Origin of the sequence: Magnetospirillum fulvum MGU-K5, assembly GCF_000442515.1 — a bacterium.
In the GTDB taxonomy this organism is placed as follows: domain Bacteria; phylum Pseudomonadota; class Alphaproteobacteria; order Rhodospirillales; family Magnetospirillaceae; genus Phaeospirillum; species Phaeospirillum fulvum_B.
The window spans coordinates 25,556-39,300 of the sequence record NZ_AQPH01000030.1 but is presented as its reverse complement, the minus strand read 5'-3'; the positions used below and the strand labels follow the sequence as shown (position 1 = coordinate 39,300).

At 65.7% G+C, this 13,745-nt stretch carries 12 protein-coding genes and 1 pseudogene; 4 read left to right on the top strand and 9 right to left on the bottom strand.

From position 1 onward, the window contains the following. From K678_RS09285 to K678_RS09245, 9 genes and pseudogenes are all read right to left on the bottom strand, one after another. Positions 1-532: 2-oxoglutarate dehydrogenase E1 subunit family protein (locus K678_RS09285; protein WP_021132202.1), on the bottom strand; the 532-nt coding region annotated here is incomplete at its 3' end. Between the two features lie 174 nt (positions 533-706). Further along, entirely contained in the window at positions 707-1,582 is an 876-nt protein-coding gene (gene sucD / locus K678_RS09280; protein WP_002730338.1) for a succinate--CoA ligase subunit alpha, read from the bottom strand. A gap of 2 nt (positions 1,583-1,584) precedes the next feature. After that, positions 1,585-2,780, bottom strand: a pseudogene (gene sucC, locus K678_RS09275) (ADP-forming succinate--CoA ligase subunit beta). A gap of 23 nt (positions 2,781-2,803) precedes the next feature. Further along, positions 2,804-3,763, bottom strand: a complete 960-nt coding sequence (gene mdh, locus K678_RS09270) for a malate dehydrogenase (RefSeq protein WP_021132200.1) — start codon at positions 3,761-3,763, stop codon at positions 2,804-2,806. 232 nt (positions 3,764-3,995) lie between these two features. Then, on the bottom strand, positions 3,996-5,159 hold the full coding sequence (gene zapE, locus K678_RS09265) for a cell division protein ZapE (RefSeq protein ID WP_039852634.1): 1,164 nt from the start codon (positions 5,157-5,159) through the stop codon (positions 3,996-3,998). Then, entirely contained in the window at positions 5,156-7,312 is a 2,157-nt protein-coding gene (ligA, locus tag K678_RS09260; protein ID WP_021132198.1) for an NAD-dependent DNA ligase LigA, read from the bottom strand. The genes zapE and ligA overlap by 4 nt, the downstream gene beginning before the upstream one ends. A 63-nt stretch (positions 7,313-7,375) precedes the next feature. Continuing rightward, positions 7,376-8,263 carry a prephenate/arogenate dehydrogenase family protein gene (locus tag K678_RS09255; protein ID WP_021132197.1) on the bottom strand — a complete coding sequence of 296 codons (888 nt, stop codon included), beginning with the start codon at positions 8,261-8,263 and terminating at the stop codon, positions 7,376-7,378. Continuing rightward, positions 8,260-9,333, bottom strand: a complete 1,074-nt coding sequence (hisC, locus tag K678_RS09250) for a histidinol-phosphate transaminase (RefSeq protein ID WP_231376240.1) — start codon at positions 9,331-9,333, stop codon at positions 8,260-8,262. The genes K678_RS09255 and hisC overlap by 4 nt, the downstream gene beginning before the upstream one ends. A gap of 74 nt (positions 9,334-9,407) precedes the next feature. Next, a complete protein-coding gene (locus K678_RS09245) occupies positions 9,408-10,289 on the bottom strand; it encodes a chorismate mutase (RefSeq protein WP_021132195.1) in 882 nt (293 codons plus the stop codon). A gap of 163 nt (positions 10,290-10,452) precedes the next feature. On the opposite strand from K678_RS09245, the gene metX reads away from it, so the two are divergent. The 4 genes from metX to K678_RS09225 are packed head-to-tail and all read left to right on the top strand — an operon-like array spanning position 10,453 to position 13,691. After that, the gene (gene metX, locus K678_RS09240; protein ID WP_021132194.1) at positions 10,453-11,646 is read left to right on the top strand and encodes a homoserine O-acetyltransferase MetX; all 1,194 of its coding nucleotides are present in this window, start codon (positions 10,453-10,455) and stop codon (positions 11,644-11,646) included. Beyond that, the gene (gene metW / locus K678_RS09235) at positions 11,643-12,269 is read left to right on the top strand and encodes a methionine biosynthesis protein MetW (protein ID WP_021132193.1); all 627 of its coding nucleotides are present in this window, start codon (positions 11,643-11,645) and stop codon (positions 12,267-12,269) included. Before metX ends, metW begins: the two co-directional genes overlap by 4 nt. A 4-nt stretch (positions 12,270-12,273) precedes the next feature. Continuing rightward, a complete protein-coding gene (locus K678_RS09230; RefSeq protein ID WP_021132192.1) occupies positions 12,274-12,729 on the top strand; it encodes a cobalamin biosynthesis protein in 456 nt (151 codons plus the stop codon). Then, positions 12,726-13,691: a glycosyltransferase family 2 protein gene (locus K678_RS09225; RefSeq protein ID WP_021132191.1), complete on the top strand. Its 966-nt coding sequence runs from the start codon at positions 12,726-12,728 to the stop codon at positions 13,689-13,691. The genes K678_RS09230 and K678_RS09225 overlap by 4 nt, the downstream gene beginning before the upstream one ends. The last annotated feature ends 54 nt before the right edge of the window (positions 13,692-13,745 follow it).

Here is a 13,745-nt window from a genome sequence, read left to right as displayed (position 1 = left end):
CGATGCGCGCACAATACGTGTCGCGCAGAACCTGCATGATCTTGCGCAGGGTGGCGGTTTCCAGCCCCAGCACGTTGTCGATGAAGATCTCGCGGTCGAGATCGGCATCGGTAAAGCCATAGGTGCGGTAATCAAGCTCGGGATGCTGTTCCGGAGTCGACAGCCCCAGCGGGTCCAGCTCGGCCTGGAGATGGCCGCGAACACGATACGAGCGGATCAGCATCAAAGCGCGGATCGAATCAAGCTGAGCCTGACGGATCGCCGCCGGATCAGAAGACGCAGCCACAGCGGCGGACGCGGCCTTGGCATCCTTCTTGGCGGGCGGGGGGGCGTCGGGATCGGCGGCACCGATCACCTTGAGGTCGCGCTTCAGCGCGCCCTGTCCCTTGAAATCGCCAGCCAGCGCGCCGGGATCGTCATGTAATTCGTGGAAGAATCTGACCCAGGACGGGTCAACCGAGGCCGGATCGTCAAGATAACGGCCATAGAGTTCGGCGATGAAAACGGCGTTACCGCCGCTCAGAAAGGACATTTCCTCGGAGGATCTGGACATCCTGGGAATCAACGCGGGGATCGCCCGCGCCCCTTTCACGGTTGGGCGGAGCGGCGCCGCCGGGACGCCGCCCTGGCCTGCGTCTCGAACCACCGGCATCGCCGATGGACCCCCGGTCCGACATTCCGACGTCGTCGGACCGGGGAAACGGGATCAGCCCTTCAGCAGGGCCAGCATCGTCGAACCCAGCGCCGCCGGAGATTCGGCAACGGCGATTCCGGCCGACCGCATGGCCTCGATCTTGAAGTCGGCGGTGTCGTTGCCACCCGAAATCACCGCACCGGCATGGCCCATGCGACGGCCCGGAGGCGCGGTACGACCGGCGATGAACCCGACGGTCGGCTTCTTGATCTTCGAGTCGCGCAGCAGCTCGGCCCCCTTGACCTCGGCGTCGCCGCCGATTTCGCCGATCATGATGATCGCTTCGGTCTCGGGATCGTCCAGGAACATTTCCAGGCTGTCGACGAAGTTGGTGCCGTTAATCGGATCGCCACCGATACCGATGCAGGTGGTCTGACCCAGACCGGCGGCGGTGGTCTGCGCCACCGCTTCATAGGTCAGGGTGCCCGAGCGCGACACGATGCCGACCTTGCCGCGGCGGTGGATGTGACCGGGCATGATGCCGATCTTGCACTCGCCAGGGGTGATGACGCCGGGGCAGTTCGGCCCGATCAATCGGGTCTTCGAGCCGACCAGGGCGCGCTTGACCGCCAGCATGTCGGCGACCGGAATGCCTTCGGTGATGCAAACGGCCAGTTCGATCTCGGCGTCGATCGCCTCAAGGATGGCGTCGGCGGCGAACGGCGGCGGGACATAGATCACGGTCGCGTTGCAGCCGGTGCGGGCCTTGGCCTCGGCGACGGTGTTGAACACCGGCAGGTCGAGGTGCGAGGTGCCGCCCTTACCCGGGGTGACGCCGCCGACCATCTTGGTGCCGTAGGCGATCGCCTGCTCGGAATGGAAGGTGCCCTGAGCGCCGGTAAAGCCCTGGCAGATCACCTTGGTCTCGGAATTAACGAGAACGGCCATGATTACGCAGCCTCCTTCACGGCCTTAACCACCTTTTCGGCGGCATCCGCCAGATTGTCGGCGGCGATGATGGGCAGGCCGCTCTGGGCCATGATCTTCTTGCCCAGTTCGACGTTGGTGCCTTCGAGACGGACCACCAGCGGGACATTCAGGCTGACTTCGCGCGCGGCGGCGATGACGCCCTCGGCGATGACGTCGCAGCGCATGATGCCGCCGAAGATGTTGACCAGGATGCCTTCGACGTTGGGATCGGACAGGATCAGCTTGAACGCGGTGGTGACGCGCTCCTTGGTCGCCCCGCCGCCGACATCAAGGAAGTTAGCGGGCGAACCGCCATACAACTTGATGATGTCCATCGTCGCCATCGCCAGACCGGCACCATTGACCATGCAGCCAATCGAGCCATCAAGCTTGATGTAGTTGAGCGAATGACGGGCCGCTTCGAGTTCGGCCGGATCTTCCTCGGCCTCGTCGCGCAGTTCCTCGACGTCCTTGTGACGGAACAGGGCGTTGTCGTCGAAATTGATCTTGGCATCGAGCGCGATCACATCGCCGTCGCCCGAGACGACCAGCGGGTTGATCTCGGCGATCGACATGTCGAGATCGACGAACGCCTTGTACAGGGCGCCGATGAACTTGACCGCCGAATTGACCTGCTTGCCTTCAAGACCCAGGCTGAAAGCGATCTGACGGCCGTGATAGGCCTGGAAGCCCTGGACCGGGTCGATCGCGACCTTGGTGATCTTTTCCGGATGATGAGCGGCGACCTCTTCGATCTCCATCCCGCCTTCGGTCGAGGCCATGATGGTGATGCGCGAGGTGGCGCGGTCGATCAGCATGCCGAGATACAGTTCGCGCTTGATGTCGCAACCCTGCTCGACATAGACGCGCTTGACCTCGCGACCGGCCGGGCCGGTCTGGGCGGTGACGAGCACCTTGCCCATGATCTGGCTGACGGTGTCTTCGACGTCCTTGATCGACTTGACGACACGGACGCCGCCCTTGCCCGAGCTGTCGCCCAGGAAGTGGCCCTTACCGCGGCCACCGGCATGGATCTGCGCCTTGACGACCCAGACCGGGCCGCCCAAGGATTCGGCGACCTGACCGGCCTCGGCGGGGGTGTAAGCCACCCCCCCTTCAGCACGGCAACGCCGTACCGGGCCAGCAATTGCTTGGCTTGGTACTCGTGGATATTCATTCGTGTTTGCTCCCTGTGTTTTTTTAGCCGATCAGGCCTTTGGCGACCGTGACCAGTCCCCGCACGGCGTCGGCGGACTTATTGAAAGCGGCCTGTTCGGCGGCATCAAGGCTGATCTCGACCACCCGCTCGACGCCACCTTCGCCCAGCACCACCGGAACGCCGACGAACACGTCGTCGGGCTGACCGTAGGTGCCGGCCTTGACCAGAGTCGCGACGGGCATCACCCGCTTCTTGTCCTTCAGATAGGATTCGGCCATCGCCACCGCCGACGCGGCCGGGGCATAGAAGGCCGAGCCGGTCTTCAGCAGATTGACGATCTCGGCACCGCCATCACGGGTGCGCTGAACGATCGCGTCGAGACGCTCCTGGGTGGTCCAGCCCATCTTGACGAGGTCGGGCAGCGGGATGCCAGCAACGGTGGAGTAACGCACCAGCGGCACCATCGTGTCGCCATGGCCACCCAGCACGAAGGCGGTGACGTCTTCGACCGAGACGTTGAACTCTTCGGCGAGGAAGGTACGGAAGCGGGCCGAATCCAGCACGCCGGCCATGCCGACGATACGGTTGGCGGGCACGCCCGAGAAGTGCTGCAACGCCCACACCATCACGTCGAGCGGATTGGTGATGCAGATGACGAACGCGTCGGGGCAGTTTTCGCGGATGCCTTCGCCGACGGCCTTCATCACCTTGAGGTTGATGCCGACCAGATCGTCGCGGCTCATCCCCGGCTTGCGCGCGACACCGGCGGTGACGATCACCACGTCGGCGCCCTTGATCGCGGCATAGTCGTTGGCGCCGGTATAGCGGACGTCAACACCCTCGACCGGGGTCGATTCCTGGATGTCCAGTCCCTTGCCCTGCGGCACGCCCTCAACGACGTCGAACAGGACGACGTCGCCCAGTTCCTTCAGGCCGATCAGATGGGCGAGCGTGCCGCCGATATTGCCGGACCCTACGAGAGCGATCTTCTTGCGAGCCATGATGGGAAATTCCCTCGAACGTGGTAACAAATTGCTCTGACGGGTGGGCGCAAAACAGCCGCCGCAAACACCGTCGGTCGGCCTTGGTACCCCGTTTTCAGCCCAAGGGCAAGGACATTGCCGAAGGGCGAACTCCTACGAAATATCGTTCATTCCAACGCGCTTGCAGCAAACCTGTCCGCAATGACTGGACTCGTTCGAATATACCCTACCCGGAGGGGTTTTCGCCACCCTAAAGGATGGGTCCGAGTCCGGCGTTTTCACGGTCGTCACGGGCGATCCAGCTTTCGCTTTGCATCTCGATCAGGCGAGACACCGTGCGCTGGAATTCGAACGCGCCGACGCCTTCGGGGTACAGATGCTCGGGCGGCGCGGCGGCCGAGCAGATCAGGGTGACGCGGCGTTCGTACAGGGCATCGACCAGGGTGACGAAGCGCCGGGCCTTGTCGGCATTGGCGGGCGACAGGATCGGGATGTCGGACAGGATCAGGGTGTGATAGCGCTCGGCCAGGGCCAGATAATCCGACGGCCCCAAGGCGGTTCCGCACAATTGGGCGAAGGAAAAGCGGGCGACGCCGACCGCCGCCAGCGGCACCCGCACCGGGTGGCCGTTGACTTCAAAGCTGTGGGGGACGGCGGTAACGCCTTCGGTCAGGCGGGCGAAGGCCAGTTCCAGCGCGGATTCGGCGGCTTCATCGTTGGGCGAGTGGAACACCCGCAGCCCGCGCTTGCGCCCCAGCCGGTAATCGCGCTCGGATTTCAGTTCGAGGATTTCAAAGCGCTGTTCGATCAGGGCGATGAAGGGCAGGAAGCGGTCGCGCTGCAACCCGTCCTTATAGAGGTCCGACGGCGGCCGGTTCGAGGTGATCACCATCACCACGCCCTCGTCGAGCAGGCATTGGAACAACCGCCCGACAATCATCGCATCGCCGATATCGGTGACCTGCAATTCATCCAGGCACAGCAACCACGCCTCGGCGGCGATGGCGCGGGCCATCTTGGGGATCGGGTCGGCATCGCGGCGGCTGGCCGCCTGACGCCAGCGGTGAATCTCGACATGGAGATCACGCATGAATTCGTGGAAATGGACCCGCTTCTTGCCGGGGATCGTCGCCGTCTCGAAGAACAGGTCCATCAGCATCGACTTGCCGCGCCCGACTTCGCCGAAGATATAGATGCCCTGATAAGGCCGGGAACGGTCGCCCCCCAGCAGCGAGCGCCCCCGCCGCAACCCGAACCGGGCCAGCCAGCCGGTCCCGGCCAGGGCCGGGCGATAGCCGGTCAGAGCGAGGTGAAGCTCGTGCAGCTTCTCGATCGCGACTTCCTGGGCGATGTCGGGTTTGATCGCGCCCGCGGCCACCCGCTCGCGATAAGCGGAGAGCGGACCGCCGCTCATGCGTCCGAAACGGGGTCCGGGCGGCCGGACGGGGCGGAGCCGTTTGCGCCGCACAGAGCCAGCCACTCATCCTCGGACAACAGCGCCAGCCCCAGATCGCGGGCCGCGGTGGCCTTCGATCCGGCATCGGCACCGACAACGACGAAATCGGTCTTGCGGGTCACCCGTCCCACCACCTTGGCCCCCATCGTTTCGGCGCGGGCCTTGGCCTCGTCGCGGGTCATCCGGGTCAAGGTGCCGGTAAACACCAGGGTCCGCCCCGACAGCGGCGAATCTGCCGCCTCGATCTTGCGGGCGGGGTCGATCCCACCACCCAGCGCGACCATCGCCGCGATCAGATCGTCGAGTGCCGCCAGATTGTGGGCCTCGGCGAAGAAATCGGCGAGATCCTTGGCCACCGACGGGCCGATATCCTCGACCGAGGTCAGTTCGGCGCGGGCTTCCTCGTCGCCTTGGCCGACCTGGACCATCGCCGCCCGCCACGCCTCCAGCGTGCCGTAATGGCGGGCGAGACGCCGCGCGGTGGCCTCGCCGATCTGGCGGATGCCGAGCGCGAAGATAAAGCGTTCCAGCCCGATCCGGGCGCGGCCACGGATCGAGGCAAACAGCTTGTCGGCCGATTTCTTGCCCCAGCCGTCGAAATTCTCGATCCGGGTCAGCGAGGCGCTGTCCGCCGCTTCCAGCCGGAAGATGTCGGCGGGCTGGCGAACCAGACCGCGATCCCACAGAAACTCGACGTTCTTTTCGCCCAACCCTTCGATGTCAAAGGCGGTGCGGGCGGCAAAGTGGCGCAGACGCTCCTTGGCCTGGGCCTCGCAGGTCAGCCCGCCGACGCAGCGGCGCACCACTTCGCCCTCGGGCCGCTCGGCATGAGAGCCGCAAACCGGGCAGACGGTGGGGAAGACGAAGTCTTCGGTGCCCTCGGGCCGCAATCCCTCGATCACGCCGACCACTTGGGGGATCACGTCACCGGCGCGCTGGATGATCACCATGTCACCGACACGGACGCCCTTGCGCGCGACCTCGTCTTCGTTGTGGAGCGTGGCGCGGGAGACGACGACGCCGCCGACCGTCACCGGAGCCAGGATCGCCACCGGAGTCAGCGCCCCGGTACGACCGACCTGAATCTCGATCCGCTCCAGCCGGGTGGTCGCCTGCTCGGCGGGGAATTTGTGGGCAATCGCCCAGCGCGGCGAGCGGCTGACCATCCCTAGGCGGCGTTGCAGGTCGATATCGTCAACCTTATAGACAACGCCGTCGATCTCGTACTCCAGCTTGGCGCGGTGTTCGGCCAGCACCTGGAAAAAGGCCATCAATTCGGCGACCGATCCGCACGGGCGGACCAGCGGATTGACCTTGAAGCCCCAATCCTTCAACTGGGTCAGCACTTCCCAATGGCTGGAAGCGAACGGCTCGGACACCTCGCCGACGGCATAGGCGAACAGGCTGAGCCGCCGTCCCGCCGTCACGGCGGGATCAAGCTGGCGCAGCGATCCGGCGGCGGCGTTGCGCGGATTGGCGAACGGCTTGTCGCCCGCTTCGTCCTGGCGGCGGTTCAGCTCGAGGAAATCGGCCTTGGCCATATAGATTTCGCCCCGGATTTCAATCGAGGCGGGGGCGTCTTCGGGCAACTCGCGCGGCAGCTCTTCGTCGCCCAGGGTCAGGATGTTGGCGGTAACGTCCTCGCCCTCGGCTCCGTCGCCCCGGGTCGCCGCCTGAACCAGCCGCCCGTTTTCATAGCGGAGATTGATTGACAGGCCGTCGATCTTCGGCTCGGCGACGAAGCTCAGCGCGTCTTCGGGAGCCAGCCCGAGGAAGCGGCGGACCTTCAGCGCGAATTCGGTCACATCGGCTTCGGAAAAAGCGTTGTCGAGCGACAGCATCGGGGTGCGGTGCACCACCTTGCCAAAGCCCTCGGCCGCCCGCGCGCCGACCCGGCGGGACGGGCTGTCCTGACGGATCAGGTCGGGAAAGCGGGCTTCGATCCGGGCGTTGCGCCGGACCAGGGCGTCATACGCGGCGTCATCAATCAGCGGCGACGCCAGAACGTGATAGGCGTTGTCATGACGGGCGATCTCGCGGGCCAGCCGCTCCAGTTCGCTCGCCGCTTCAAGCGGGGTCAGGGTATCGAGATTAAGATCGGTGCCAGTCATGCCAGTGCGCTTCACGTTGCGTAAGGATGGGACCCCCCCGGCGGCTGGCGGCCCACGCCGCCCTCACGCCTGACGGGCATCGATGATGGCCCGGCGGATCGCGCGGGTCTCGGTGAATTTCTGTTGCAGAGTCTCGCCCTCGCCCCAGCGGATCGCCCGCTGCAACGCGGTCAGATCCTCGGTGAAGCGCTGAATCACCTCCAGCACCGCCTCGCGGTTGCTGAGGAAGACGTCGCGCCACATCACCGGGTCCGAGGCGGCGATACGGGTGAAATCGCGGAAGCCCGAGGCCGAGAATTTGATCACTTCGTGCTGAAGATGACCTTCGAGATCGCTGGCGGTGCCGACGATGGTATAGGCGATCAAATGCGGCAGATGCGAGGTGATCGCCAGCACCTTGTCGTGATGCTGGGGATCCATGATCTCGACGTCCGAACCGATCCGCCGCCACATGTCGGCCAGACGCTCCAGCGCCGCCTCGTCGGTGCCGGGCACCGGGGTCAGAATCTGCCACCGCCCGACGAACAGACCGGCGACGGCGCTCCCCGGCCCGGAATGCTCGGTGCCGGCGATCGGGTGGCCGGGGATGAAATGCACCCCGTCGGGAATATGAGGACCCAGGTCGCGGACCACCGCCTGCTTGACCGAGCCGGTATCGGTGACGATCGTGCCAGCGGTCAGATGCGGCCCGATCGCGGCACCGACCGCGTCCATCGCGCCCACCGGCACGCCGACCACCACCAGCCCCGCGCCGGGGATCGCCCGGGCGGGGTCGTCGGTGGCCTCGTCCACCAGCCCCATTTCCAGGGCGACGCGGCGGGCTTCGGGGTCGATCTCCAACGCCACCAGCCGTCGGGCCAGACCGTTGCCGCGCAACGCCAGCGCCAGCGAAGCGCAGATGTGCCCGATCCCGACCAGACAGACGGTGTCGAAGGATGGCGGGGTGGTCATCCCGCCGGTCCGTCGGCAAAGAACGCGGCCAGAGCCTCGGCCACCGCCTCGGTTTCCTCAGCATTGCCGATGGTGATCCGCAGGCTGTCGCCCAGGCCGTAGCCGACCATACCGCGCACGATGATCCCCTTGCCGCGCAGATAGGCATCGGCGGCGCTCGCATCGCGTCCAGCCTCCTGCGGGAAACGGACCAGCAGGAAGTTGGCGACGCTGGGGACCACCGTCAGACCCAGCGCGGTCAGCTTCTCGGTCAGCCAGGCGCGCCACGCCTCGTTGTGCGACTTGGCACGGGCATAGTGCTCGGTGTCGTTAAAGGCGGCCAGACCGGCGGCCAGCGCCGCCGACGAGACGTTGAACGGACCGCGCACCCGGTTCAGCACGCCCGCGATCGAGGGAGAGCAATAGGCCCAGCCCAGACGCAGGCCGCCAAGCGCGTAAATCTTCGAGAAGGTACGGCAGACCACGGTGTTGTCGGTCGCCTCGACGATTTCCTTGCCGCAGGAATAATCCTGCTCCGAGACGAACTCGGCATAGGCAGCGTCGATCACCAGCAACACCTCGTCGGGCAGACCGGCGCGCAGCCGGGCCACCTCGGACTTCGGCAGATAGGTGCCGGTCGGGTTGTTGGGATTGGCGAGGAACACGATCTTGGTGCGCGGCGTCACCGCCGCCAGCAGGTTATCGACACTGGCGGTCAGGTCGATTTCCGGCGCGGCGACCGGGGTCGCGCCACAGCTTTTGGCGGCGATCGCATACATCAGGAAGCCGTGGGCCGAATACAGCACTTCGTCGCCCGGACCGGCATAGGCACGGCACAGCAGGCCCAGCAACTCGTCCGACCCGGCACCACAGACGATCTGCTCGGCCTTGAAGCCGAAGCGGGCGGCAATCGCAGCCCGCAATTCCTCGGCACCGCCATCGGGATAACGGTGGATATCGGGAGCCAGCGCCGCGAGCGCCTCCATCGCCTTGGGGCTCGGCCCCAGGGCACCCTCGTTCGAGGACAATTTGATGACGCGGCTAACGCCCTGAAGGGCGGATTCGCCACCGACATAAGGACGGATATCCATGATGCCGGGACGGGGCGCGGGAGCGGACACGGGCAAAACTCCTGGTTACGGCACAAAAACGGCGTTAAGCGACCTCAGGCGATGCTCTCGGGGGGAAGGGGCGTGGCATAGCCGCCGATCACCGAGACATGGGCGACCGTCTCACGCAACGCGGCCAGCCGCGCCAGACGGGGATCGCCCACGGCGACATGGCCGTGAATCTCGATCAGGTGCAGCCAGACATCGCCCCGGCGGCAGATCGCCAGCAACCCGGCGGACTCCAGCCCACCGGCACTCATCGCGGCGCGTAGGCGGTCGCGGCTGACGTCGGGGCCGGTTTCCAGCACCGCCAGGGTGCGGTCGTCGCCGGTCTCGTCATGGTCGCGGCAGGCGATCACCAGCGCCTGGGTCGGCTCGGCCGCGCCGGTCGATTGCGGCGGCATCACGAAGGGCAGACGGGCGACGACGCGCGGCGCCTCGCCACTGCCGACGGCCAGACTGGCCCACCACGGTTCGGGCTCATCGGCCAGTTCGATTCCGGCGGGCATCGGCACCAGACCGGCCGAGGCCTCGCCATCGGCGACGGCGCGCACCACCTGACCGGCGGTGCGGCAGACCTGAAGCGGCACCACCACGCCGAAATGATTGCGGGCCAGTTCAACGAAATCGGTTCCCGGTCCGGTCCCGGTGGATTGGACCGCGACGGCGAACGGGGCCTGAATCGCCAACAGCGCGCCGATCATTTCGCGCCAGATCCGCACCAGGGCCATCCGCGGGAACTGGCCGCGATGGCGGGCGAGCAGACGGCGCAAGATCTCGGCCTCGCGGCCGGGGCGGAGTACGGTGACCGTTTCACCCTTGGCATTGGCAATCCGTTCGACCAGCGCCGAGCGCTGAATCAACAGATCGTGAATCGACTCGTCGATGCGGTCGATTTCACGGCGGAGCTTGTCGAGACTGGAACTGTCCTGGGTCATGGCGAAGCGGTAATCGAAATCCTGTTCAAGGGGGATAGGTTTAGTGCCCCCGCGCCCGGAAATCAAAGAAAACATTGACACTGGGGGATGGCGAACCTAGCTAGGACGTGACGACATGCCTTTGCTCGTTGCCCGCCTCCGGGCGAAAATGATAAGCGACCTGATGAGCGCAGAAGAAACCCTTTCCCCGAGCGACCCCACCCTTCCGCCGGACCGCCGCGTCGAACTGGGGCTTGACCGTCCGATCCGCCTTGATTGCGGCGTCGAACTGGGATCGGTGACCGTTGCCTACAGCACCTACGGCCACCTCAACGCCGACCGCTCCAACGCGATCCTGATCTGCCACGCCTTGACCGGCGACCATTACGTCGCCGACCCCCACCCGATCACCGGCAAGCCGGGATGGTGGGCCGATCTGGTCGGACCGGGGCGGCTGCTCGACACCGACCGTTACTTCCTGATCTGCTCCAACGTGCTGGGCAGTTGCATGGGCACCACCGGCCCGGCCGAGATCGACCCCGCCACCGGGCGGCCGTGGGGCCTGTCCTTTCCGGTCATCACCATCGGCGACATGGTCGAGGTCCAGGCCCGGCTGATCGACCATCTCGGCATCGACCAATTGTTCTGCGTCATCGGCGGTTCGATGGGCGGAATGCAGGTGCTGGAATGGGCGCACAGCTACCCCGACCGGGTGTTCGCGGCGGTTCCGATCGCCACCGCTGCTCGTCATTCTGCTCAGAACATCGCCTTTAACGAAGTCGGCCGTCAGGCGATCATGGCCGATCCCGACTGGTGCGACGGCGATTACCAAAGCCACGGCTTGCGGCCCAAGCGCGGTCTGGCGGTGGCGCGGATGGCGGCGCACATCACCTATCTGTCGGAACCGGCGCTGCACCAGAAGTTCGGCCGCAATCTTCAGAACCGCGACCGGATCACCTATGGCTTCGATGCCGATTTCCAGGTCGAAAGCTATCTGCGCCATCAGGGATCGACCTTCGTCGACCGCTTCGACGCCAATTCCTATTTGTTCATCACCCGGGCGATGGATTATTTCGACCTTGCCGCCGAAAGCGGGGGCGTGCTGGCCAACGCCTTTCGCGGCACCCGGACCCGCTTTTGCGTCGTGTCGTTTTCCAGCGACTGGCTGTTCCCCACCCCGGAAAGCCGGGCGGTGGTTCACGCCCTGAACGCGGTGGCGGCCAATGTCAGCTTTGTCGAGATTCTCTCGGACAAGGGACACGACGCCTTCCTGCTGGATGAGCCGGAATTTCACGCCACCCTGGCCGGCTTCCTTGACGGCGCGGCCGCGCATCGCGGCTTGCCGCCCCCCACCGGACAAAGGCGGTACGGACGATGATGACCCTGGCCAATGGACCGTTGCGCGTCGATCTGAAGCTGATCGCCGAGATGGTCGAGCCGGGCGCCCGCGTGCTTGACGTAGGCTGCGGCGAAGGGGCCTTGCTCGACTGGCTGGGCCGCAATCGCGGCGTCGATGGGCGCGGCATCGAATTGTCGATGGAGGGGGTCTCGGCCGGGGTTGCCCATGGCCTGTCGGTGATCCAGGGCGACGCCGATACCGACCTCAAGGATTATCCCAGCGGCGCGTTCGATTACGTCATCCTCAGCCAGACTCTTCAGGCCACTCACGAGCCGCGCAAGGTGCTGGAAAACATGCTGCGGATCGGGCGGCGGGCGATCGTGTCGTTTCCCAATTTCGGCCATTGGCGGGTCCGCGCCCACCTGTTGTTCCGGGGGACGATGCCGGTCACCGACACCCTGGTCTATCAGTGGTACGACACTCCCAACATCCATTTCTGCACCATTCGCGACTTCCTTGATCTGTGCCGCGAATTGAACGTGCGGGTCGACAAGTCGATCGCGCTCGACCGCGACGGGCGGGTGCTGCCGCTGCCCCGTGCCGCCGGGATCACCAACCTGTTCGCCGATCAGGCCTTGTTCGTGCTGTCGCGGGACGCCTGAAGAGATGGAGGCCGGGCTGTGGCTGGGGATCGGCTGCCGCTCCGGCCTTGACCCGGCCGAGTTGCTCCGCCTCACCGCCGAGATGCTGACGGCACAGACCCTGTCCCCGACGGCGCTGGCCGGGCTGGCCAGCCTTGATCGTCGCGCCGCCGAACCGGCGCTGGTCGCGCTCGCCGCCGCTCTCGACCTCCCGCTGCTCTCCTTTTCCGCCGCACGGCTCGAACACGAGACGCCGCGCCTGCGTCACCCCTCGGATGCCGTCTTTGCCGCCACCGGCTGTCACGGCGTCGCCGAGGCCGCCGCCTTGGCCGCCGCCGGTCCCGCCGCCGAATTGCTGGTGCCCAAGATCGTCGCCGCCGGACACGTCACCTTTGCCGTGGCGGGCGCGCGCGTTGCTCTCGTCCGCAGTCGGTGCGATGCTGACGGCAGTGAAGCAAGTGGCGGACCTGACAGACAATGACGACCCAGCACGACGACACTTCCGCCCCGGTCTTGTCGGTGGTGATCCCCTGTTATAACGAGGGCGAGAACGTCCCGTTATTGTTCGGGCGACTGATGCCCGCGCTGGCGGCGCTGGGAGTCACCGTCGAAGTGATCTGCGTCAATGACGGATCGAGCGACGACACCCTGCCCCGCCTGCTGGCGATGCAGAAGAGCGAACCGGCGCTGCGGATCGTCGATCTGTCGCGCAATTTCGGCAAGGAAAAGGCGCTGTCGGCCGGACTGGCCCACAGCCGGGGCCAGACGGTGGTGCCGATGGACGCCGACCTGCAACACCCGCCCGAAGTGATCGGCGAGATGCTGGCGAAGTGGCGCGAAGGCTGGGACGTCGTGTTTGCCCGCCGCGACGCCCGCACCGGCCAAAGCCTGAAAGAGCGGGTGTTCGCCCACGGCTTCTATTGGGTGTTCGACCATCTGTCCGACGTCCGCCTGCCGCGTGAGGTCGGCGATTTCCGCCTGATGGACCGCAAGGTGGTCGAGACGATCAACGCGATGCCGGAACGCTCTCGCTTCATGAAGGGCATCTTCGCCTGGGTCGGCTTCAACCACACCGAAATCATCTATCACCAGGGCGAGCGCGCCGCCGGGCTGTCGAAATTCAGTTCGGTGAAGCTGCTGCGCTTCGCCTTCGACGGGCTGACCTCGTTCTCGAACTTCCCGCTGAAGGTGTGGGGAGTGATCGGCGCGGTGATCTCGACACTGGCCTTCTTCTACATCCTGTTCCGCATCGTCCGCACCCTGGTGTGGGGCATCGACGTCCCGGGCTATGAATCGATCCTGGCCTCGGTGCTGTTCCTGGGCGGGATGCAATTGCTGACGCTTGGGATCATCGGCGACTATCTCGGCCGGGTGTTCGACGAGGTCAAGGGCCGTCCCCTGTTCATCGTCCGCCGCCTCTACGAACCGGGCGATGGCCGCTAACGACGATTACCCGGCTTGCCCCGTCCGGACCGACAGGGTAAACCGAGCAGTCTA

Excerpts from the sequence above, each read along its gene's own strand:
- sucD (WP_002730338.1), bottom strand. The coding sequence starts at position 1,582 with ATGGCCGTTCTCGTTAATTCCGAGACCAAGGTGATCTGCCAGGGCTTT.
- mdh (WP_021132200.1), bottom strand. The coding sequence starts at position 3,763 with ATGGCTCGCAAGAAGATCGCTCTCGTAGGGTCCGGCAATATCGGCGGC.
- zapE (WP_039852634.1), bottom strand. The coding sequence starts at position 5,159 with ATGAGCGGCGGTCCGCTCTCCGCTTATCGCGAGCGGGTGGCCGCGGGC.
- ligA (WP_021132198.1), bottom strand. The coding sequence starts at position 7,312 with ATGACTGGCACCGATCTTAATCTCGATACCCTGACCCCGCTTGAAGCG.
- K678_RS09255 (WP_021132197.1), bottom strand. The coding sequence starts at position 8,263 with ATGACCACCCCGCCATCCTTCGACACCGTCTGTCTGGTCGGGATCGGG.
- hisC (WP_231376240.1), bottom strand. The coding sequence starts at position 9,333 with ATGGATATCCGTCCTTATGTCGGTGGCGAATCCGCCCTTCAGGGCGTT.
- K678_RS09245 (WP_021132195.1), bottom strand. The coding sequence starts at position 10,289 with ATGACCCAGGACAGTTCCAGTCTCGACAAGCTCCGCCGTGAAATCGAC.
- metX (WP_021132194.1), top strand. The coding sequence starts at position 10,453 with ATGAGCGCAGAAGAAACCCTTTCCCCGAGCGACCCCACCCTTCCGCCG.
- metW (WP_021132193.1), top strand. The coding sequence starts at position 11,643 with ATGATGACCCTGGCCAATGGACCGTTGCGCGTCGATCTGAAGCTGATC.
- K678_RS09230 (WP_021132192.1), top strand. The coding sequence starts at position 12,274 with ATGGAGGCCGGGCTGTGGCTGGGGATCGGCTGCCGCTCCGGCCTTGAC.
- K678_RS09225 (WP_021132191.1), top strand. The coding sequence starts at position 12,726 with ATGACGACCCAGCACGACGACACTTCCGCCCCGGTCTTGTCGGTGGTG.